Genomic DNA, 20,274 nt, shown 5'->3' with positions numbered 1-20,274 from the left:
TCTTTCATGTCTAGACTTTTCCTATTTCTTCTCTTTTTAACTACGAGTTTCGCCCAGGCCCAGAAAACGGATACCCGTCTGCAAAAACAACTTGAGACGCTGGTAAAGGACTTTCATGGGGATCTGGGAATTTACGTAGAAGACCTGAAAACCCATTCCGTAGTAGCCATTCGGGCCGATACGATTTTTCCAACGGCCAGTATCGTAAAGGTTCCTATTTTACTGGGCATCATGGATAAGATCCAGCGGGGGCAGCTGGACTATCACCAGTCAGTAACGTTGACGGATTCCCTCCGCTACAAAGCCAGCGACGAAGCCGATCTGGTCAATGCGATGAAAACGGGGGAGAAAATCGAAATCAGTCGCCTGCTCTTACTCATGCTTAGCACCAGCGATAATACAGCCAGTTTGTGGTTACAGGGGCTAGCGGGTGGTGGGCTGCGAATCAATCAGCTACTGGATAGTCTGGGCTATGAGGTGACGCGGGTCAATAGTCGTACGCCGGGTCGCGAAGCCATTCGCAATCAATACGGCTGGGGACAAACAACGCCCCGGGAAATGGCCCGCCTGTTTACGGCTATTTCCGAACGAAAAATCATTAGCCCGTCCACCAGTGAGAAAATGCTTCGCCTGCTGGGTCGTCAGTACTGGGATCAGTACGCCTTATCGCAAATTCCTCCGGACGTATTTGTAGCGGATAAACACGGCTGCGTCAACCAAAGCCGGAGTGAAGTATTCTACGTGGCCGGACCGCACCCTTACGTTTGTGCCATTTTCACCAAGAATAATCAGGATCAAAGCTGGGAAGCCAGTAACGAGGCCTGGACGCTGACGCGAAAGATTTCCGTCCTTCTCTGGAAGTATTACAATCCCCGTTCGACCTGGGTGCCGGATTCCAAAAACTGGTAACTAAGCCCTGGCCCACGTTTTTATGCCTGTAGGCTAAACCGATGTGAATACTCGTATGGAAACACTACAAATTGGCGATCAGGTCATTCATAAACCCGAAGAAGGCCACGAACTCATCAATGACGGACAGGCCATGGAAGTACTCCAACTGGAAGGCAACACGGTAGTTTGCCAAACGGAAAACGGGCCTCGATCCATTCCAGCTTCGGAAATTATCAAAGGAACCACCGTTATCAAAGGGTATGTGGGGGGCTGAACCTTCACCCTATAAAAAAGGCTGATCCTAGCGATCAGCCTTTTTTGTTTTTAAACGTACAAGCCTATACGAATCCGTTGTAAGTTTAAGGCTTCACTTTAATCGAACCTTTAGTTGCATGAGTTTGGCCTTAGTAAAGGGGTTAATTGCCTTTTCCGGCATCGCCTTAACCCTGGGTGGCTGGTATTTCGACGCCATCAAAAAACCGTATACGCATTTATTTAGTCCGCACTGGCTGCCCCATGCCCGGTTTCACAGTGCCCTGTGGCTCTTTTCCATTACGCTGGCCAACTTGGGTTCGCTGTTTCTGCTCTACGGAAACTTTGCCGAACGCGACACCCAACTGGCCATTTATATGGCGGCATTTTTACCTGGACTCTTTTATCTGTCGTTTTTCCCTTCTCTTCTCTTTCGCAATGCCTCTGCCTGGGATGATGGTGAAAAACCCTTTCTCTTCACCGCTCCGCAGGTACTGGTTTCTATGGTAATGCTACTCGTGCTGGGTGTAGCCCTTTGGATGGATGCTCAACTTCGCTCCTAAGCTTTTGCTTGGAAATAGCCTCTCGCCGCCTTTCTTTGCTTTCCTAATCCGATATGCTATGACTCCGAATTTAGATAGAGAAAAACAACTTGCCGCCCAGCAGGCCGTTCAGTATATTCAAAATGATCAGATCGTAGGTTTAGGAACGGGCTCCTCAGCTGTACACGCCGTGCAGGCCATTGGTCGGCTGGTACAGGAGGGGTTACGGATTCAGGGCGTTCCGACGTCGATTCGTACGAAGGAACTAGCGGAGTCGCTAAACATTCCCTTACTGGACATCAACGAAGTGGAAGCCATTGACCTAACCATCGACGGAGCCGATGAATTCACTACGGATCTTATGTTGATTAAAGGCGGGGGTGGAGCCTTGTTACGCGAGAAAATCGTTGCCTCGCTCACGCGTCGTCAGATCATTATCACGGACTCTTCCAAGAAAGTAGAGAAACTAGGCAAGTTTAAGCTTCCCATTGAAGTGATTCCCTTCGCTTCGCATTACGTGATGAACCAGCTGAACCAGCGAGGCGGTAAGGGCGTGATTCGAACGTCAGGCGATAAACCTTTCCTGACCGATCAGGGCAATTACATCGTGGATACGGATTTTGGATTGATCGATGATCCCGCCGCTCTGGCTCATGAACTCAAAACGATTGAAGGACTCGTCGGTCATGGTCTGTTTATTAACCTGACTCATGAAGTCATCATGGGTATGGGTGATACCACGCAAAGCTTCCGCTGAGCATTCCGCGTTTTCTTGTCCTAGTTCAATGTTTTGGGGGTACGGTCCGCTCTACCTTTGATCCATCAAATAACAAGAACATGGAAACATCAATCAAAGGTTTGCATCATATTACGGCCATCGCTGGCGACGCTCAACGCAACTACGACTTTTACACGCGTGCCTTGGGTTTACGACTGGTAAAGAAAACCGTGAATTTCGACGATCCGGAAACCTACCACTTTTACTACGGCGACGAACAGGGCACGCCCGGTACCATCTTAACGTTTTTTCCCTGGGGAACTAAAGTGCCCCGTGGACGCCGGGGAGCGGGTCAGGTAACGGAGATCGCTTATTCCGTACCCGAAGGCAGTCTGGACTTCTGGCAAAAACGTTTTGAAAAACTACACGTTACGCAGAGTCCGATTGCTGAAAAATTTGGCGAATCGTACCTGACGGTTCTGGACCCAGATGGCTTGAAACTGGAACTGACCGTCGCTAAAACGCCCGATCTGCGGGCTCCCTGGGAAACCTCCGAGGTGACGGCGGATTACGCCACGCGGGGCTTTCACGCGATTACCATTACGACGGCGAATAGCCAGGCTACAGCTAAAATTCTGACGGAACTCTTCGGGTACCAGTTACACGAACAGGAACAGAACCGATACCGCTTTGTAACGGCGGCTGTACCCAACGCAGCGATTGTCGACTTGCTGGAAATTCCCGGCGAAAAATCCGGCTATACGGCGGGTGGTTCGGTCCATCACGTGGCCTTCCGGGTGAGCAACGAGGAGATTTTGATGGCATTCCGGAAGAAAATTATCGAGGCGGGCCATCAGATTACGGAGAAAATTGACCGTAACTACTTTTACTCGCTGTATTTCCGCGAACCGGGCGGTGTATTGTTCGAACTCGCTACTGACAATCCCGGCTTTGCTACCGACGAAACGGTGGCCGAACTGGGTATGGGTCTTAAACTGCCCGCTCAATACGAGCCTTTCCGTTCTGAACTTGAACACGTACTTCCTCAATTACACTAAGCCATGTATACGCATCAAAAACAAGTTTTCACCAGCGGCACGCCCATCCAGGAAGCCAAAAAAGCAATCATCATGATTCACGGTCGGGGTGGTTCGGCGGAAGATATCGCTTCCCTTAGTCGCCACCTCCACCTCGACGGGATGGCCATTTACGCTCCGCAAGCCACGCGGCATAGCTGGTATCCCTACAGTTTTCTGGCCCCGGTAGAAGAAAATCAACCCGCCCTGGATTCGGCACTGGATTCGATCGATCAGGTGGTTAATGATTTGGTTGAGGCGGGTATTACTACGGAAAACATCTACTTTCTGGGGTTTTCGCAGGGAGCCTGTCTGACGCTGGAATATACGGCCCGCCACGCCAAACGTTACGGCGGCATCATTGCACTAACGGGAGGCCTCATTGGCGAAACACTGGCAACGGATAACTATCAGGGTGATTTTGCCGGTACGCCGGTATTCATCTCCACGGGCAATCCCGACCCACACGTACCCGTTTCGCGGGTGGAAGAAAGCGTTTCGATTTTGGAAGATTTGAATGCCTCGGTTACCTCCCGTATTTATCCGGGCCGCATGCACACCATTTCACCCGATGAAATCAATTTAGTCAATCAACACATTCTCTAATACCTACGACGATGGACTTTTCCAGCATTCCGCTCCACAACAATGTGCCCATTCACAATTATGAAATGGTGATCAATGGGCATCGGGCTTTCATCGATTACCTCGAAAAAGGGAGTAAGATTTACCTGATTCACACGGAAGTCCCCAGCGAACTGGAGGGCATGGGCGTAGCCTCGGCTTTGGTAACGCGGGTGCTGGAAGACATTGAGTCGAGGGGATTAGCTTTGGTACCGCTGTGTCCGTACGTACAGGCGTATCTGAAGCGGCACCCCGACTGGAATCGTCTGGTTCAACCCAAATAACATGGAAACATTTCAGGTGACGAAGGTATACGCCGACGAACAGGGCGATACGCATTTTGAAACGGTTCAGTACCCCCTTACGGATGCCGGACCGATTGGCTTTCTCTCGGAAAAACTGCCCGTACGGGACGTCATATTTCGGGAGGTAACCGCCGACTACGATTTCGATTTTCACACGGCTCCGCAACGGCAATTTATCATTTTGCTCGATGGCAGGATTGAAATTGAAACTTCGCTGGGGGAAAAACGGATCTTTGAAGCGGGGGAAATTCTGCAGATGGAAGACCTTACGGGCAAGGGGCACCGCACCCGTAATCTATTGAATGCGAAGCGAAAGTCCGTTTTCATTACGTTCTAAACCCGGGGCTTTACTCCGGGTTTTTCAGTTGGCAGTTGAGATAATGCTCCTTGTTACACCTGGAACCCTTAACCAAAAACGACCAACACCTTTTTACTTTACGGGAAAATCAATCCGTATTCAGGAATGGCCGATCTGCTCTACGAACGTATTAATACCAATGTCCGTAAATATTCTTCTTTTTCGGAAGAGGATCTTCAGTATTTCAACTCACTGCTCCAGCACAGGACGGTTCCTAAGAAGCACTTTTTATTACAGGAAGGAGAAGTATGTACGTTTGAAGCGTACCTGCTGAAAGGTTGCATTCGGACGTATCACATTGACCACGACGGCAATGAAGTAACGTTACAGTTTGCGATTGAAGACTGGTGGGTAAGCGATATCATTAGTTTCCACGAACAGAAACCCAGCCATTGGTACATTGAAACGCTGGAAGACTGCGAATTACTGATTCTCACACCCGAAACCAAGGAGCAGTTGCTGCACCGCGTACCGGCTTTTGAGCGAATGTTCCGGCTGATGGTTCAGCGTAATCTTTCGCAATTACAGGAACGCTTTTTCCGAACCGTAACCTCCACAGCTGTCGATAAATACCTGGATTTTCTGAATCGCTATCCGGCTATTCCGCAGCGGGTAGCTCAGCATTACATTGCTTCGTACCTGGGTTTTACGCCGGAATTTTTGAGTAAAGTACGACGGAAGCTTTCAACACCGAGCCCTCCAAAATCGTGATTTTGAAGGGCTCGACTGTGTATCGACTGTATAGTCAAGTCAGGCTTTGTGAACGTCTACCATTTGAGCTTTCTGCTGGGCTTTCAGGGCCAGTTCGGTCGCTAAAAAGCAGTGTTCCTGGGGCATGGCCGTTTCGGTTCGGTTTAGCACATCATCGACGAGCAGGCGTCCATAAGGGAGATTTTCCTGGCTACAGTCCATGTACCGGGTTTCTTTCTGATTCACCAGAAACAGGTGATTGCCACCGTCGCGACCCGCAATGTCAATGTTTTTACGGATTTCGATGTATCCTTCCGTACCCAGAATGGTTAGTCGTCCGTCTCCCCAACTCTTGAGTCCGTCGGGCGTAAACCAGTCCACCCGGATGTAACCCATCCCGCCATCCCCGCGTAACATCAGATCGCCGAAATCTTCGAATTTAGGGTACTGCGGATAATGCACATTGCCTACCTGAGAAGCAACGACTTCCGCTTTCTTTGAACCGGTAAAAAATAGAAACTGATCGCACTGGTGGGAACCGATGTCACAAATGATCCCGCCAAAGCGTTTTCGATCGAAAAACCAGTCGGGCCGGGACTGCGGGGTCATCCGGTGCGGTCCTAATCCGATGGTCTGGATGACCTGACCGATGGCTCCGGCTTTGACCAGCTCTCCGGCTTTGACGGTTGCTTTATTTTCAAAGCGTTCACTAAACATGATCGAAAAAATGCGTCCCGTTTTTTTCTGTACCCGTCGAACGTCGGCCAGTTGATCCAGACTGGTAATTCCGGGTTTGTCGACCATGTAATCTTTGCCGTGCTCCATGACGCGGATACCCAGCGGAGCCCGCTCATCCGGAATGATGGAACTGAGGATCAGTTTAATCGAAGTATCTTCGAGAACTTCTTTTTCACTGCTGGCCTGTTTGGCTTTGGGATAACGTTTGGCAAAGGTTGCGGCCAAATCGGGTTCTTTTGCGTAGAAAGAAACGAGTTCGCCTCCACCCCGCGTCACGGCTTCGACCTGACCGTAAATGTGTCCGTGGTTGATGCCAATGACCCCAAAGCGAATTCGGGCAGGTTCTTTCGGTGCGTGAATGGCTGGTATGGATAGGGTTGCCGCCTGACTTAGGAAAGGAACGCCCATCAATCCCGCAGCCGTAGTGACAGAGTTCTTTAGAAAACTCCGGCGATTTTCATCGTTCATGGTTAATAGAGGTCAGTATTGGTTATGATATGAACCAGAGGCGAATGGATTGAAATCCGTTCTTACGTAATACACCGAGCCTACGGCTCTCACCCGCAATTCCCCCCCCCCAGAGGCGTAGGCTCGTAGGGTTGGGTTAAAACCCAACCCCCATTACTTACTCTTCTTGGCTAATTCTAGGGCCTGCGTCGTCGTATAGTATTTAGAAATCATATTCGGCACTTCCCAAGCAGGCAATTTCCCTTCCTTGAGATATTTTAGGTAGTTTTCCGTTACCCGGCCAAAATGAGCTTCGTGGCCTTCCTGATACTTTTTAGGAATGACCACCTCCCAGCCTGTCGAAATTTTCTTCAGCTCAATACCGGGATACGTTTGTTGTACCGTTTGTAAAGCCGTTTGCAGAGCCGTTGCATAAGAGGCCGTCGTATCGCGTGGTTCGATGTACAGCGTCGGGACAAACTTCTGCTCAGCTCCCTGCCGAATCACCAGATTCGCTTTCGTACCCCGCATGATTGAATAGTGCGTATCGCCACCGCCTTCGGGAGCCTTGTAAGCCCAGGTCACCGAAACCTTGGCGTGTACACCCTTGAGCTGGTAGTTGATCTCGCCGTTGCTGTAAATTTTGAGTACACTATCCCGCGTGATGGCATTTTTCAGGTACGCCGGAAAATCCGCCTGTTTCGTGATCGTCTTAAACTGGCTGCGGGTCATGTCCGTCGTCCAGCGACGGGCGGAAGTAAGTTTAATATCTTTTTGATAATCAATGACTTGTTCCGGAAAACATTCCCACTGTACCAGATCAACCAGGTGCGTGGTCACATCCACAATCCCCTCGCCCTGCTGATTCACATCCATAAACCAGGCCGGACGCGTCAGTACACTGCCCGAAACGTATTTGTAGAAATGGTGAACACTCTCCTTCGTTACGGCAGGATTGTCGGGCGTCCCTTTTTCCAGCGTCCCGAAAGCCGATTCGATTTTGGAGAATTCGCGTTGCAAAGCCGTACTGATTTCAAAACGCTCGGTCATGATGTCGTACAATAAAACATTTTTCTGATCGGCCGTTGCGAAACTGGATTTCAGTCGATCAAAATCCTTGGCGTTGATAATCATGGGTTTATCCGATAGTACGTTAAAACCCGCTTCTACCGATCGCTGAATGTAATCCGCTTTTTTCTCGTTATTCCCGGCCAGTACTACGACATTACCCGTTTTATCCGCCAGCATTTTCTCGAAATAATGCGTTCCCGTGTATACCACTTCGTTCCAGTGCGTCGGATTTTCCGCCCGTTTATTATACCCTCCGATTTTTTCCAGGTGCAATTTCACATCCGGTCCTTCGGGAGCGTAGACGTGTACGCGGGCATCCACGTCGGGATACATGCTTTTCTGAACCAGTGCTGCATGGAAATGGCCCGGATCGAGGGTAATCAGGTGAATGGCAGATTCTTTGGTCTTTTCAGTACAGCCCAGAAATGTGGCCATGATACTCAGGTAAGCAATCGTTTTGTAACGCCAATGCATAAGGTACAAATTAGGTAAAGGTTTAAACTTTTATCGCATATGGGGCCCGTTGCGGACGAGACAACAACTGATTAGCCTCCGCGTCGTTTTTGAACTGTTCTTTTTCCGGGTCCCAGTACAGCTTCCGGTTGAGTTTCATCGCCGCGTGGTGCAGCAGACAGGCCGAGCACGAACGGTGACCAATTTCCGCCGGAGCAATTGGATCTTTCTTACTCACAATACTTTCCAGCCAGTTACCGTGGTGTTCCTTACTGACGGGCAAGTGAATTTCGTTCGGACCAATTTCCGAAGTCAGAAGTTTCGGATCGCTGGCGTCCAGTGCTTTAGCGGCCTGTTGTTTAGCAATCGGGTCACTCGCCGTTACCGAGGCGTCACCCCGGGAAACGAAAATCCAGCCTTCCGTCCCTTCAAACTTAATACCGTTCGGCAATTCATTACTAACGATCATGTGAACGCCATTGGCGTAACGAGCCTCGGTCCGGAAAATACCGTGTACGTCCCACAAACCACTTTTCGGGAAATCGGCTTTCCCCCAGATTTCTACGGGACCCGTCAGTTCCGTATTCATCGCCCAGTGCGAGCAGTCGATGTGGTGCGAGCCCCAACCCGTAATCATCCCCGCCCCAAACTGTTCGCAGCGTAACCAGCCCGGCCGATCATAGCCCACCAGCGGGTGTACACGTTTTTCGGTGTAATATACTTCGGGCGTCGTACCCAGCCACATGTCGTAGTTGAGATTTTTTGGTATGGGCATCTGCGGTTCCTCTTCACCCGAAGGATCACCGGGCAATCCAACGTACACCGTTTTCAGTTCACCAATACGGCCATTGCGTACCAATTCGGCGGCGTACCGAAACTGTCGTGACGACCGCTGCTGGCTCCCTACCTGCACGATTCGTCCCGAACGCTTCACGGCATCGGCCATCATCCGGCCTTCGGCGATGGTCAGCGAAGCCGGTTTCTGCATGTATACATCCTTGCCCGCCTGTACGGCCTGAATGACAATGGGAGCGTGCCAGTGATCGGGCGTACTGACCAATACAGCGTCAATATCCTTGTTGTTGAGCAGTTCGCGGTAATCCGTGTAGACCCGAACACCGTCGTAATCTTTACCCGTTTTCTTCGTGTAATACTGATTGACAAGCGTCTTGGCATCTTCGGCCCGGTTGCGATCCAGGTCACAGACGGCCGTAATTAAAGCCTGATCGTATTGCCAGACGCCCGGCATATCGTGACCCCGGGAGATACGACCCGTACCGATCGCTCCAATGGTGATGCGATTACTAGGGGCATTTTTTCCGAATACGGAAGCAGGAACGATACTGGGGAAACCACCCATCACGGCGGCGGTGGCCAGCGTTGTTTTACCGGATAGCTCTAGAAATTTCCGGCGGGAATACGCTTGCTTGGGTTTCATACGAATAGCAGGATAGAGGTAGTCAGAGCTAGCCCGTAAGCTTTCTCTTTTTGTTAAAGATAAGACTTTTCCCAGAAGCGTCTTACCTTAATATAGGAAGAAGGTTTTTCTAAAAAACCGCTGACCGTCACCCATTTCCAACAGTTATACGGACAGTTACATTGATAATCGGATTCAAAACGAGTATGAATTCAGGAATACGAGGTTTACTAAACTAGATACTTCCCTTATTTCTTACGAAAACCTTTATGAATACCCGAATTTCTATTCTAATTTCTTTGATGCTCTGGGTTACCCTGCGTAGCCAGTGGGTTCAGGCTCAGTCAAAGCCCCACACGTTTTCCCTAAGTAAAACTGATTTTCTTCTCGACGGCAAACCGTATCAGCTCATCAGTGGCGAAATGCACCCGGCCCGTATTCCAAAGGAGTACTGGAAACACCGCATTCAAATGGCGAAAGCCATGGGCTGCAACACGGTAGCTGTATACGTTTTCTGGAATTACCACGAAGAAAAACCCGGTGCGTTTGATTTCAAGTCCGAAAACCGCGACATCGCTGCCTTCATTCGACTGGCTCAGGCGGAAGGCATGTGGGTGTTACTGCGACCCGGTCCGTACGTATGTGCGGAGTGGGACTTTGGTGGCTTACCGCCCTATCTGCTCGCTCAACCCGACCTCAAAGTTCGTTGCCTGGACCCGACGTACATGAAAGCGGTGGAACGTTACGTACAACAACTGAGTCGACAGGTTCGAGAGCTACAGGTGTCCAAAGGCGGTCCGATCCTGATGGTACAGATCGAGAATGAATATGGCAGCTACGCCAACGACCGTGCGTATCTTCGAACCATCCAGCAACTTTGGCAGAAAAACGGCATCAACGTTCCTTTCTATACCGCCGACGGCCCGGCAACGCCTAATCTGAAAGCGGGTAGTCTGCCGGGCGTAGCCTCGGGCCTTGATCCCGGGGCCAGCGAACACGACTTTACGCTGGCCCGAAAACTAAATCCTGACGTACCCGTTTTCAGTAGCGAAACGTATCCTGGATGGCTGACCCACTGGGGCGAAAAATGGGCTCGCCCCGATACGGCAAGCTTAATGAGAGAAGTTCGTTTCTTGCTGAAAAATAAACTATCCTTGAACTTTTACGTCTTGCACGGCGGTACGAACTTTGGCTTTACTGCAGGGGCGAATGGGTTCAAACCGACCGAATACCAGCCGGACTTAACCAGCTATGATTACGATGCTCCCGTCAACGAACAGGGTCGGGCTACGCCTAAATATATGGCCCTTCGTAAGTTGATTCAGCAGCATACGGGACAGACTCCGCCACCCATTCCCGCTCCGATTCCGGTTATGGAAATTCCTGCTATAGCCATGAAAGCGTATGGTGCAGTCTGGAATAACTTGCCCGCACCGCAAACGGTCGCTCAACCCAAACCGATGGAAGCCTTCGGTCAGAACTCCGGTTTTATTCTGTACCGGACGCGTTTGAACGCTCATACGTCTGGCAAGCTGATCCTAACCGAAGTACACGATTATGCAACGGTCTATGTAGATGGGAAATACGTCGGCCACGTCTATCGAGACGGCGGAAATTTCAGCATTACTTTACCCAAGACCGATGCCAAGGAACCGATGCTGGATATTCTGGTAGAAGGAATGGGACGAATCAATTTTGCCGAATACATGATTGACCGAAAGGGAATCACCGACCGGGTTTCACTTAATGGGATGACGCTGATGAACTGGCAGGTATTTAATTTGCCCTTTACCACGCCCTACATCCAGTCGCTGAAATCCGCCCAAGTAGTACCCGATCAGCCCGGACGATTTTTCAAAGGGTCATTCGAGTTGACCGAAACTGCCGATACCTATTTTGATTTGAGTGCTTACAAAAAAGGAGTCATTTACGTGAACGGACACAACCTGGGCCGTTACTGGGAACGGGGTCCGCAAACCCGCTTGTATTGTCCGGCTTCCTGGTTGAAAAAAGGAACCAATGAAGTCGTGATTTTCGATCAGCACCAGTTGGAAGCGGCAGACATTAGCGGTCGCAAAACGCTGGAGTAATCGATTTCCAACCTACAGAAAACGAGCCCCTTGACGTCAAGGGGCTCGTTTTCTTTTTAGACCTCTACTTAATTGCGTTCGTTGTACACGCCAAACTCAGCAATGCTGGGCGGATTTTTGTACCCATCAATACGCATCCGTACTTTCTCGCCGTATACCGTAGGAAACCGGTGAATCTTCGCTTTACCCGCCCGATTTTTCACGGCAAGGGGATGCCATTTACCATTGTTAAAGTATTCCACTTGATACGCAGTAATCTCATCCTGAGTTACATAGACGGAGATGAGATTAAACGGCTGTACTTTATCTAGGGTCACTTCGTACCAGGGATTTTTTACCGTTGGATTGGAACGCCAGGATGTCCGGAAACTATCATCGTTTCCGAAATCGAAAATGTCCATGTCATTACTCCAGCTTCCATTGGCAGGACGTTTCTTCGCCAGATTCGAAGAAATAACCGGAGCATCGTAGGTAGGCAGGTTGGATGAAGTTGCTTTTTCAGTCCACAACTCACCCATTTTTTGAAGGGCAGCCAAGGCGTTGGCGTCGATGAGGCCTTCGCGGTTGGGAGCCACGTTGAGGATAAAATTACAATAAGCTTTATTGAAAGGTACCAGATTGTCTTTCACCAATACGGCCGGATCTTTCACGGGCTCATTGGGGAATTTCGTTTTCCAGAACCAGGCTCCATTAATCGGCAGACAGGATAATGCCGGCAGGCGGTTGGTTTCCTTGGAAATATGCTGGCCTGCTCCCTGCTCGTAGGACTTGATGTCCGTGTAATACAAGGCTTCCGCCGGATACTTGGCTGCGTTCAGATCCATCACCAGGCAGTTCGGCTGAATGGATTTGATGTGGTAGTAAATTTCCTCGAAGGGAATTTCGTCGTACGAAATGCGTGACCACGGAGCATCCCAACCGTCAATGATCAGGGCGGAAATTTCGCCGTAATTGGTCAATAGTTCCGTCAACTGGCTTTTCACCATATCGATGTGCTGCCGGGTAATGTAACCGGGTCGTAGTTTGTGATGCGTATCCAGAATGGAGTAATACAGCATGACTTTCAGTCCATTGGAGCGAAAGGCCTGCGTATATTCTTTCACCACATCCCGCTTGAGTGGACTGTGCATGACGTTGTAGTCCGTAGTTTTCGTATCCCAGATACAGAAACCGCTGTGGTGTTTGGTCGTCAAGGCTCCGTAGGACATCTTAGCGGTTTTGGCCGCTTTGGCCCACTGCTGACAATCCAGTTTAGTCGGGTTAAAAAGAGCAGGTGAAGCATCAGGATCAGCCCAGTCTTCATCCATAAACGTTGGAATGTTGAAGTGGATAAACATACCAAAGCGAAGATCCACAAAATCCTTCTGAAGCTGGACAAGATTTTTTTGAGCTTGGGTTAATACGGGCAAGCAAAGCAAGAGAGCCCACAGGCAAATTCGTTTCATGCAATAGAGGTAAATGGTTTGTTGTTGGGAAAAATACTTCCAGAGTGTATAGTCAATAAGCGGTTGGTAAAACTCACGACACACTCCGTTTTCTAAAAAATGCTTCTTTTCTCTGTCTAAAGAATCGATCTGAGATTTTGATACTCGTCCTAAGAAAAGAAATGCTATCGTCTGTACGAATCTCAGCGGCTTTAACATAGCAAAAATGGTTATGGCATTTTTTAAACGGACGTTTGTAAAATGCCATAAGAGGTTTATTTTTGAGTAAAAACGGCGTTTTCTTCGATAAGCTTTACTTATAAGAGCCGTGATTTGTTGTTAGTTGCTCAGTATTTGAGCGGAATCATGCCCATCGTTATGAAATATATCTGTTACTACCGTGTCTCTACTAAAAGTCAGGGGCGAAGCGGATTGGGCTTGGGGGATCAGCGGGCGATTGTGGAGCGATACCTTCGGGAGTCGGATACGCTGGTAGAAGAATTTACCGAAATTGAATCGGGCCGCAAGAGCGAGCGGCCTCAGCTACAGGCAGCTATCCGGGCCTGTCACCAACACCACGCCAAATTGCTCATTGCAAAACTCGACCGTCTCAGTCGCAATGTGGCTTTTGTCATGACCCTGCGGGATTCGGGCATTGATTTTGTTGCCTGTGATTTACCCGATGCCAATACGTTAACGGTCGGAATGATGGTAACCTTTGCTCAGTATGAAGCTGAGCGAACGTCAGAACGGACCCGGGCGGCTCTGGCCCAAAAAAAATCCCAGGGTTTTAACCTGGGAAAACCGGAAAATCTGAATGCTCTGGCTATCAAAAAAGGAGAACAAATCCGTCAGCAAAATGCCCGCAGTAATAAAGCCAATGTACAAGCTACTGAACTGGCTCTTTTGTACCGAAACATGGGAATGACCTACGCCCAAATTGCCGACAAATTAAACCAGACGCATTACCAAACCCGACGACAAAAATCATTCGAAAGTAAAGCCGTGTATCGGTTATTAAAACGCCGGGAGGTGGATGTTTGAAATGTTTGAAATGTTTGAAATGTTTGAAATTTAATTATTTTTATTTAATACCTAAACTTTAAAAATTTAAACCTTAAACCCTATTCCAAACCTTAAACCCTACTTAAACGACATTCAAACTTTAAACCAAATTCAAACCCCAAATTCCATTAAACCCGCAATCCCAAAGCCAACTCAATATGGGCCAAATGATGCTGCACGTGCCAAGCTGAAATGGCGATGGCCTGCTTTTGATTAAAGTAAATGTTGCGGACGGGATGAAAATAGCTAAGCTCCAGTTGTTCAGGTGTTAAAGATTCAATCAGGTAGGCATACCGCTGGTGTACGCCTTCGAAAAGCAGGAGTGAGTCTTCTACGGGTGCGGACACACTATCGGCAGTATGGGCCCAACCACCCATGTCAATAAGGGTCGCCTCGGCATAGTCCGGTTCAGTCATTGCTTTTTTCATTCGGAAATAATGCAGCAGTTGAATATCGGCTACGTGATGGACCAGCTGCCGAATAGTCCAGCTGCCTTCCCGATACGTTTTAAGCAGCTCTTCTTCGGAAAGATCTTGTACTAGTCTGCGATAGGTAGCGGGTGAAGCTCGAATAATTTCAACGCATTTTTGAAGTTCCTCGTCCGTATAATTCTCCTTTAATTGAAAGGGGCCAATGGGAAATTTAAGATGCTCCATGTGGGAAAATTGGTTGATGGTTAATTGTTGTTGGTTGATAGTTTAATGGCTTTTATAATTACATATTTTATCTTTTAATACACAAAATTATTTTTGTTAACTATGCAAATACTTCTATCTTATTACTTGATTTTACACGAGCATATTTACTTTTTATTGGCCTTTAAAACTATCTTTTTCGTATGATTCATTACCCCGAAACCCGGCAGGATTTTAGCGTTACGGATGATTATTTTGGAACCACCGTCGCAGATCCCTACCGCTGGTTGGAGAACGATACGGCTCCCGAAACGCTGGCTTGGGTGGCTGAGCAAAATAAAGTAACTTTTCAGTATTTAGAGCAAATTCCCTTTCGGGATCGTATCAAAAAACGCCTCGAAAAGCTTTGGAATTATCCCCGCTACGGCTCGCCGTTTCGCGTCGGTGACTACTACTTTTTCTCCAAGAACGACGGTCTGCAAAACCAGGCGGTCGTTTATTACCAGAAAGGATTAGCGGCGGAACCGGAAGTGTTTCTGGATCCGAATACCTGGTCAAGTGACGGAACGGTGACGGCCAATTTCGCCGGATTTTCGCACGACCATCGATATGCCGCCCTGAGTATCAACCGGGCGGGTTCAGACTGGCAGGAAATGGAAGTCATGGAAATTTCCACCCGCGAAAAAACGTCCGACGTCTTACGGTGGCTTAAATTCAGCGGTGCCGCCTGGCATAAAAACGGCTTTTACTACAGTCGTTACGACGAGCCGAAACCCGGTGAAGAGCTATCCGCGGCTAACCAATTTCATAAAGTCTACTATCACCAACTAGGTACCCCGCAGGAAGAAGATCAGCTGGTATTTGAAGATCAGGAACATCCCTATCGCTACTTTTTTGCCCAAACGACTGAAGATGAGCGGTTTCTGATCCTCAATAGTTCGGAAGGTACGGACGGGTCGGAGATTTGGGTGAAAGATTTGCAGCAGGAAGGCAGTGCATTTATCCGACTTTACAAAGGATTTCAGTACAACTACGCCGTTGTCGATAATCGGGGGGATCAGTTACTGGTTCATACGAATGAAAATGCCTCGAACTATCACTTAGTACTAATCCATCCATTCACCCGGGAAGAATCCATTTTTGTGGCGGAAAAGCCCGAAAAGCTGGAATCAGCCGGGACGAGTGGTGGCAAACTCTTCGTGAATTACCTGAAAGATGTCACGGATCAGGTTTTCCAGTACGATTTGGCAACGGGACAGCTCGATCGGCAGGTACGTCTGCCCGGTCTGGGTTCTTCTTACGGCTGGTCAGGCAATAAAGACGATCAGGAGCTATTTTACACGTTCACTTCTTTTCTATACCCGCCCACGATTTTCCGTTATACGATTGCTACGGGAGAATCGTTGCTCTTTCGTTCCTCCGAAATTCAGTTTAACCCAGAAGATTACGAAACGAATCAGGTGTTCTATCCCAGTAAGGATGGCACATTGGTTCCGATGTTTCTGACGCATAAGAAAGGGCTGATTCGCGACGGCTCGGCTCCTACGCTCTTGTATGCCTACGGCGGGTTCAACATCAGTTTGAGTCCAGCCTTTAGCACATCCAATCTCATTTTGCTCGAAAACGGCGGTATCTACGCCCAAGTGAATTTGCGGGGCGGCGGCGAGTACGGCGAAAGCTGGCACAAGGCCGGCATGCTGGAAAACAAACAGAATGTATTCGACGATTTCATTGCGGCGGCGGAATACCTGCAACGCCAGCAGTATACCCGTCCGGAGCGACTGGCGATTGCCGGGGGTTCCAATGGAGGCTTGCTCGTGGGTGCTGTAATGACGCAGCGGCCGGAGCTGTTTCGCGTGGCTCTCCCCGCCGTGGGCGTACTGGATATGTTACGCTTTCATTTGTTTACCGTGGGCTGGGGCTGGGTGGTTGAATACGGATCGAGTGCTCAGTCAAAAGAGAGCTTTGAAAACCTGTACGGCTATTCGCCCCTGCATCAGTTGAAAGCCGGTACGTCCTATCCGGCCACGATGATTACCACCGCCGACCACGACGACCGGGTGGTGCCCGCCCATAGCTTCAAATTTGCGGCAGCGTTACAGGAAAAACACGCCGGCCCCAATCCGGTATTGATTCGCATCGATACCTCGGCAGGACACGGGGCTGGCAAACCTACGGCCAAAATCATTGAAGAACAGGCCGATAAATGGGCCTTTGTATTCTGGAACATGGGCCTAGAGATCTACTAAACGCAGAACGGAGCTTCATTCAGATGAAGCTCCGTTCTATTAGGATCCATTTTTTATGACCACTAACCTGCTTTGATGGTAACCATCCAGTGAATGCCGTATCGGTCCTTGACCATCCCAAACGTTTCTCCCCAGAATTGTTTGATGAGTGGAGCAGTGATCTGACCGTCTTGCGAAAGCTGTTCAAAATACCTCGTCAATTTTTCGTCTTCTGAACCTTCGAGGGATAAACTAAAGGGCCCGTTGTTTTGCGTTTCCGTATAGTAAGGATGGTCACTGGCCAGTAAGATTACTTCGCCCTGCAATCGGGAAAACATAATTTTACTTTTCATCTGCTCACTGTTGGCTTTGGGGTCCTGATGAGCATCCGCTGGCCCATCACCGTAAGTAGATACCGTTAGTTCTCCGCCAAAAATGGTTCGGTAAAATTCCATGGCCTCCCGGCAGTTTCCGCCGAAAAACAGATAGGGATGGAGCGTTAAAGCCGTCATAGTTAAACGTGTTTAGAAGTACAGTACGGAGGTTTGATCGATGCTTAAAACTAAGCTAAAAATACAATCGTTGCTTCTGCCTCAGCGACTTAAAGAACGACTAATTTGTTGGAATGAAACTGAGCTGAAAGCGGAACAAGCCGTTCAAATAAAAAGCCATCTTTTACATATATGACTTCCTGTTTCTTTTGTATCTTGAGCCACTCACCTCCCACAAGCGAGTTTATCTTAGCTTTATACCAAATCCGTAATTCAGTTCTCTTTTATCTTGGAGACCTGCTTTAACTCTTGTTTTTCTTTCCCGTATGAAAAAACGTTTCCTTACCCTAAGCCTCGGCCTGTGTACGCATCTGGCGTTACTGGCCCAAAATCCGGCGGCTCCAACGTACCAATCCAATACCCGTTTCGAACAACTGGGTACGCTCCTGCCTACACCTACGAACACGCGATCCGCTTCCGGTGCTCCCGGCAAAGCCTACTGGCAGCAACGGGCCGATTACGACATTAAAGTAGAACTCGACGACGAACAGCAGAAAATTACGGGTACGGAGACGGTTACGTACCACAACGATTCGCCGGATGCCTTGCCTTACATCTGGTTACAGGTCGAGCAGAACCGCTTTCGGGCTGATGCGGCGGCGGGCAAAGCCTCCATGAGCAGCGGCATTAACCCGGAAGGGATGAGTACGGCCGAGCTAGCCCGACTGGCGAATACGCCAGCGAAAGCGTACGGGTACAATATTCATTCGGTGAAGGATGTTACCCGTGGAAAGGACCTCAAGTTTACGGTCAACGAAACCATGATGCGGGTGGATCTGGCTCAGCCGCTCAAGCCCGGAGAGAAAGTTGTATTCTCGGTTGACTGGGATTTTCTGGTTCCCCCGCAGGGCCGCTGCAATTACAAATATTACCCCGCCGACGGCAACTACGCGTATTACATCGCTCAGTGGTTTCCGCGACTGGCCGCTTACGACGATGTGGACGGCTGGAAGCATAAGCAGTTTATGGGAGCGGGCGAGTTTACGCTGATCTTCGGTAACTACAAAGTGGCCATCACCGTACCGGCCGGACACGTGGTAGCCGCCACGGGCGAATTGCAAAATAGTAAGGAAATCCTTACGGCTACTCAACAGAAACGCTGGCAGGAGGCTAAAAACAGCTACAAGACGCCCGTTCTGATGATTACGCAGGAGGAGGCCATTGCGGCTTCGAAGAATAAGACTACGGGTAAAAAAACCTGGATTTACAAAGCCGACAACGTGCGGGATTTTACATTTGCCAGTAGTCGTCGGTTCATCTGGGATGCTATGAACGTGGATCTGAACGGGAAGAAGTCCATGGCGATGTCGTATTATCCGAAAGAGGGCAATCCGCTATGGGGGCAGTACTCGACGCAAGCCGTGGCTCATACGCTGCGAAGTTACGGGGCCCGTACTATTCCGTATCCGTATCCAGTAGCGATTTCCGTGAACAGCGGCAGTCCCGGTGGTGGGATGGAGTATCCGATGATTAGCTTCAACGGTGGACTGGCCGAAGCCGATGGTACCTATTCCGAACGCACCAAGTACAGCACCATTGGTGTCATCATTCACGAGGTGGGCCATAACTTTTTCCCAATGATCGTCAACTCCGACGAACGCCAGTGGGCCTGGATGGATGAAGGACTTAACAGCTTTTGTCAGTACCTGGCCGAGCAGGAATGGGACCGCGATTTCCCCAGTAGTTACGGCGAACCACAGAAGATTGTGCCTTACATGCAGTCGGCGGCTCATACGCAGGTACCGATCATGACCTCATCGGACAACATCATGCAGTACGGACCTAATGCGTATTCCAAACCCGCAGCTGGCTTGAATATTCTGCGGGAAACGATCATGGGTCGGGAGTTATTCGATTACGCCTTTCAGGAATACGCTCGTCGCTGGGCTTTCAAATCGCCTACGCCCGCCGACTTTTTCCGAACGATGGAAGATGCCTCGGGTGTAGATCTGGACTGGTTCTGGAAGGGCTGGTTCTACACTGTCGAGCCCGCCGATCAGAATCTGGCCGAAGTAAAATGGTTTGCTATTGACGCTCAGGACCCGGCCGGCCGTAAGGCTCGTTTGAAAGAAGCCGATGAGAAACGTCGCCAAACGATGGCAGTGGAACGCAATAAAACGGATATTAAGCAGACCGTCGTAGAGGCGAATCCGGAGATGAAGGATTTTTACAATACCTACGATCGCTACGCTCCCACCGAGGCCGAGAACAAGCAATACGCTGATTTTCTGGGCACGCTGAGTGAAGAAGAGAAAAAGCTGTACCAATCCGGGAAGAACTTTTATACGCTTAGCATCGAAAACAAGGGCGGTCTGGTCATGCCCGTCATTGTGAAGGCTGATTACGAAGACGGTACCAGTGAAGTATTCCGTTTCCCAGCGGAAATCTGGCGGATGAATGACAAACAGATCATGAAAGTCATTCCAACGGATAAAAAAGTAACCCAATGGACATTGGACCCCTACTACGAAATCGCCGATATTGATACGGAGAACAATGCCTTTCCGCGACAACCAAGTCAACCCACCCGCTTTCAGATGTTCAAACAACGCGAGTTCAAACGTCCACTCAATCCGATGCAGGAGCAGAAATCTTCGCAGGGAGCGATCGGGGGGAAATCGGGGAAATGATTAGTAATCGTGGATTGGGCCGCCTTGAACAGACCGGTTTCGCCCCACAAGCACGGCCGGTTAGTAGCC

General features: G+C 49.4%; 19 protein-coding genes. 13 read left to right on the top strand and 6 right to left on the bottom strand.

Annotated features, from left to right (window positions below):
• Nucleotides 1-6 precede the first annotated feature (6 nt).
• The 9 genes from C5O19_RS19405 (at nt 7) to C5O19_RS19365 (ending at nt 5,477) form a co-directional block, all read left to right on the top strand.
• The gene (locus C5O19_RS19405) at nt 7-909 is read left to right on the top strand and encodes a serine hydrolase (RefSeq protein ID WP_104715188.1); all 903 of its coding nucleotides are present in this window, start codon (nt 7-9) and stop codon (nt 907-909) included.
• Between the two features lie 55 nt (nt 910-964).
• Nucleotides 965-1,165, top strand: coding sequence for a hypothetical protein (locus tag C5O19_RS19400; protein WP_104715044.1), 201 nt, complete (start codon nt 965-967; stop codon nt 1,163-1,165).
• Nucleotides 1,166-1,283: 118 nt separating this feature from the next.
• The gene (locus C5O19_RS19395; RefSeq protein ID WP_104715043.1) at nt 1,284-1,706 is read left to right on the top strand and encodes a hypothetical protein; all 423 of its coding nucleotides are present in this window, start codon (nt 1,284-1,286) and stop codon (nt 1,704-1,706) included.
• A gap of 58 nt (nt 1,707-1,764) precedes the next feature.
• Entirely contained in the window at nt 1,765-2,442 is a 678-nt protein-coding gene (rpiA, locus tag C5O19_RS19390; protein ID WP_104715042.1) for a ribose-5-phosphate isomerase RpiA, read from the top strand.
• An 80-nt stretch (nt 2,443-2,522) separates the two neighbouring features.
• Entirely contained in the window at nt 2,523-3,461 is a 939-nt protein-coding gene (locus C5O19_RS19385; protein ID WP_104715041.1) for a ring-cleaving dioxygenase, read from the top strand.
• 3 nt (nt 3,462-3,464) lie between these two features.
• Nucleotides 3,465-4,085 (top strand): alpha/beta hydrolase, encoded by a 621-nt coding sequence (locus C5O19_RS19380; RefSeq protein WP_104715040.1) that lies wholly within the window; start codon nt 3,465-3,467, stop codon nt 4,083-4,085.
• An 11-nt stretch (nt 4,086-4,096) separates the two neighbouring features.
• Entirely contained in the window at nt 4,097-4,387 is a 291-nt protein-coding gene (locus C5O19_RS19375; protein WP_102202943.1) for a GNAT family N-acetyltransferase, read from the top strand.
• 1 nt (nt 4,388) lies between these two features.
• Nucleotides 4,389-4,745, top strand: coding sequence for a cupin domain-containing protein (locus tag C5O19_RS19370; protein WP_094811690.1), 357 nt, complete (start codon nt 4,389-4,391; stop codon nt 4,743-4,745).
• 126 nt (nt 4,746-4,871) lie between these two features.
• The gene (locus C5O19_RS19365) at nt 4,872-5,477 is read left to right on the top strand and encodes a Crp/Fnr family transcriptional regulator (RefSeq protein ID WP_104715039.1); all 606 of its coding nucleotides are present in this window, start codon (nt 4,872-4,874) and stop codon (nt 5,475-5,477) included.
• 39 nt (nt 5,478-5,516) lie between these two features.
• Here the strand turns inward: C5O19_RS19365 and C5O19_RS19360 are convergent, their stop codons facing one another.
• From C5O19_RS19360 to C5O19_RS19350, 3 genes are all read right to left on the bottom strand, one after another.
• A complete protein-coding gene (locus C5O19_RS19360) occupies nt 5,517-6,662 on the bottom strand; it encodes a Gfo/Idh/MocA family protein (RefSeq protein ID WP_104715038.1) in 1,146 nt (381 codons plus the stop codon).
• Nucleotides 6,663-6,815: 153 nt separating this feature from the next.
• Nucleotides 6,816-8,186 carry a putative oxidoreductase C-terminal domain-containing protein gene (locus C5O19_RS19355; RefSeq protein WP_104715037.1) on the bottom strand — a complete coding sequence of 457 codons (1,371 nt, stop codon included), beginning with the start codon at nt 8,184-8,186 and terminating at the stop codon, nt 6,816-6,818.
• 22 nt (nt 8,187-8,208) lie between these two features.
• Nucleotides 8,209-9,603 carry a Gfo/Idh/MocA family protein gene (locus C5O19_RS19350; protein ID WP_104715036.1) on the bottom strand — a complete coding sequence of 465 codons (1,395 nt, stop codon included), beginning with the start codon at nt 9,601-9,603 and terminating at the stop codon, nt 8,209-8,211.
• Between the two features lie 248 nt (nt 9,604-9,851).
• On the opposite strand from C5O19_RS19350, the gene C5O19_RS19345 reads away from it, so the two are divergent.
• A complete protein-coding gene (locus C5O19_RS19345; protein ID WP_207766470.1) occupies nt 9,852-11,672 on the top strand; it encodes a glycoside hydrolase family 35 protein in 1,821 nt (606 codons plus the stop codon).
• 68 nt (nt 11,673-11,740) lie between these two features.
• Here C5O19_RS19345 and C5O19_RS19340 read toward each other — a convergent pair whose 3' ends face one another.
• Nucleotides 11,741-13,117, bottom strand: a complete 1,377-nt coding sequence (locus tag C5O19_RS19340; RefSeq protein ID WP_104715035.1) for an alpha-L-fucosidase — start codon at nt 13,115-13,117, stop codon at nt 11,741-11,743.
• 357 nt (nt 13,118-13,474) lie between these two features.
• Between C5O19_RS19340 and C5O19_RS19335 the strand changes: the two genes are divergently transcribed.
• Nucleotides 13,475-14,140 (top strand): recombinase family protein, encoded by a 666-nt coding sequence (locus C5O19_RS19335; RefSeq protein ID WP_104715034.1) that lies wholly within the window; start codon nt 13,475-13,477, stop codon nt 14,138-14,140.
• Between the two features lie 149 nt (nt 14,141-14,289).
• Here the strand turns inward: C5O19_RS19335 and C5O19_RS19330 are convergent, their stop codons facing one another.
• Entirely contained in the window at nt 14,290-14,817 is a 528-nt protein-coding gene (locus C5O19_RS19330; protein WP_104715033.1) for a YfiT family bacillithiol transferase, read from the bottom strand.
• Between the two features lie 182 nt (nt 14,818-14,999).
• Between C5O19_RS19330 and C5O19_RS19325 the strand changes: the two genes are divergently transcribed.
• The gene (locus C5O19_RS19325; protein WP_104715032.1) at nt 15,000-17,045 is read left to right on the top strand and encodes a prolyl oligopeptidase family serine peptidase; all 2,046 of its coding nucleotides are present in this window, start codon (nt 15,000-15,002) and stop codon (nt 17,043-17,045) included.
• A gap of 62 nt (nt 17,046-17,107) precedes the next feature.
• On the opposite strand, the gene C5O19_RS19320 is transcribed toward C5O19_RS19325, so the two are convergent.
• Nucleotides 17,108-17,536: a VOC family protein gene (locus C5O19_RS19320; RefSeq protein ID WP_104715031.1), complete on the bottom strand. Its 429-nt coding sequence runs from the start codon at nt 17,534-17,536 to the stop codon at nt 17,108-17,110.
• Between the two features lie 305 nt (nt 17,537-17,841).
• Here C5O19_RS19320 and C5O19_RS19315 point away from each other — a divergent pair, with 305 nt between their 5' ends.
• Nucleotides 17,842-20,205: a M1 family metallopeptidase gene (locus tag C5O19_RS19315; protein WP_104715030.1), complete on the top strand. Its 2,364-nt coding sequence runs from the start codon at nt 17,842-17,844 to the stop codon at nt 20,203-20,205.
• Nucleotides 20,206-20,274 lie beyond the last annotated feature (69 nt).

The organism is Siphonobacter curvatus (assembly GCF_002943425.1).
In the GTDB taxonomy this organism is placed as follows: domain Bacteria; phylum Bacteroidota; class Bacteroidia; order Cytophagales; family Spirosomataceae; genus Siphonobacter; species Siphonobacter curvatus.
This window is presented reverse-complemented; position numbering and strand designations above follow the sequence as displayed.

What these genes read in the sequence shown, in the direction of transcription:
- C5O19_RS19320 (WP_104715031.1), bottom strand. Translation starts at nt 17,536, where the DNA reads ATGACGGCTTTAACGCTCCATCCCTATCTGTTTTTCGGCGGAAACTGC.
- C5O19_RS19335 (WP_104715034.1), top strand. Translation starts at nt 13,475, where the DNA reads ATGAAATATATCTGTTACTACCGTGTCTCTACTAAAAGTCAGGGGCGA.
- C5O19_RS19400 (WP_104715044.1), top strand. Translation starts at nt 965, where the DNA reads ATGGAAACACTACAAATTGGCGATCAGGTCATTCATAAACCCGAAGAA.
- C5O19_RS19360 (WP_104715038.1), bottom strand. Translation starts at nt 6,662, where the DNA reads ATGAACGATGAAAATCGCCGGAGTTTTCTAAAGAACTCTGTCACTACG.
- C5O19_RS19330 (WP_104715033.1), bottom strand. Translation starts at nt 14,817, where the DNA reads ATGGAGCATCTTAAATTTCCCATTGGCCCCTTTCAATTAAAGGAGAAT.
- C5O19_RS19385 (WP_104715041.1), top strand. Translation starts at nt 2,523, where the DNA reads ATGGAAACATCAATCAAAGGTTTGCATCATATTACGGCCATCGCTGGC.
- C5O19_RS19355 (WP_104715037.1), bottom strand. Translation starts at nt 8,186, where the DNA reads ATGCATTGGCGTTACAAAACGATTGCTTACCTGAGTATCATGGCCACA.
- C5O19_RS19365 (WP_104715039.1), top strand. Translation starts at nt 4,872, where the DNA reads ATGGCCGATCTGCTCTACGAACGTATTAATACCAATGTCCGTAAATAT.
- rpiA (WP_104715042.1), top strand. Translation starts at nt 1,765, where the DNA reads ATGACTCCGAATTTAGATAGAGAAAAACAACTTGCCGCCCAGCAGGCC.
- C5O19_RS19325 (WP_104715032.1), top strand. Translation starts at nt 15,000, where the DNA reads ATGATTCATTACCCCGAAACCCGGCAGGATTTTAGCGTTACGGATGAT.
- C5O19_RS19405 (WP_104715188.1), top strand. Translation starts at nt 7, where the DNA reads ATGTCTAGACTTTTCCTATTTCTTCTCTTTTTAACTACGAGTTTCGCC.
- C5O19_RS19370 (WP_094811690.1), top strand. Translation starts at nt 4,389, where the DNA reads ATGGAAACATTTCAGGTGACGAAGGTATACGCCGACGAACAGGGCGAT.
- C5O19_RS19380 (WP_104715040.1), top strand. Translation starts at nt 3,465, where the DNA reads ATGTATACGCATCAAAAACAAGTTTTCACCAGCGGCACGCCCATCCAG.
- C5O19_RS19345 (WP_207766470.1), top strand. Translation starts at nt 9,852, where the DNA reads ATGAATACCCGAATTTCTATTCTAATTTCTTTGATGCTCTGGGTTACC.
- C5O19_RS19395 (WP_104715043.1), top strand. Translation starts at nt 1,284, where the DNA reads ATGAGTTTGGCCTTAGTAAAGGGGTTAATTGCCTTTTCCGGCATCGCC.
- C5O19_RS19340 (WP_104715035.1), bottom strand. Translation starts at nt 13,117, where the DNA reads ATGAAACGAATTTGCCTGTGGGCTCTCTTGCTTTGCTTGCCCGTATTA.
- C5O19_RS19375 (WP_102202943.1), top strand. Translation starts at nt 4,097, where the DNA reads ATGGACTTTTCCAGCATTCCGCTCCACAACAATGTGCCCATTCACAAT.
- C5O19_RS19350 (WP_104715036.1), bottom strand. Translation starts at nt 9,603, where the DNA reads ATGAAACCCAAGCAAGCGTATTCCCGCCGGAAATTTCTAGAGCTATCC.
- C5O19_RS19315 (WP_104715030.1), top strand. Translation starts at nt 17,842, where the DNA reads ATGAAAAAACGTTTCCTTACCCTAAGCCTCGGCCTGTGTACGCATCTG.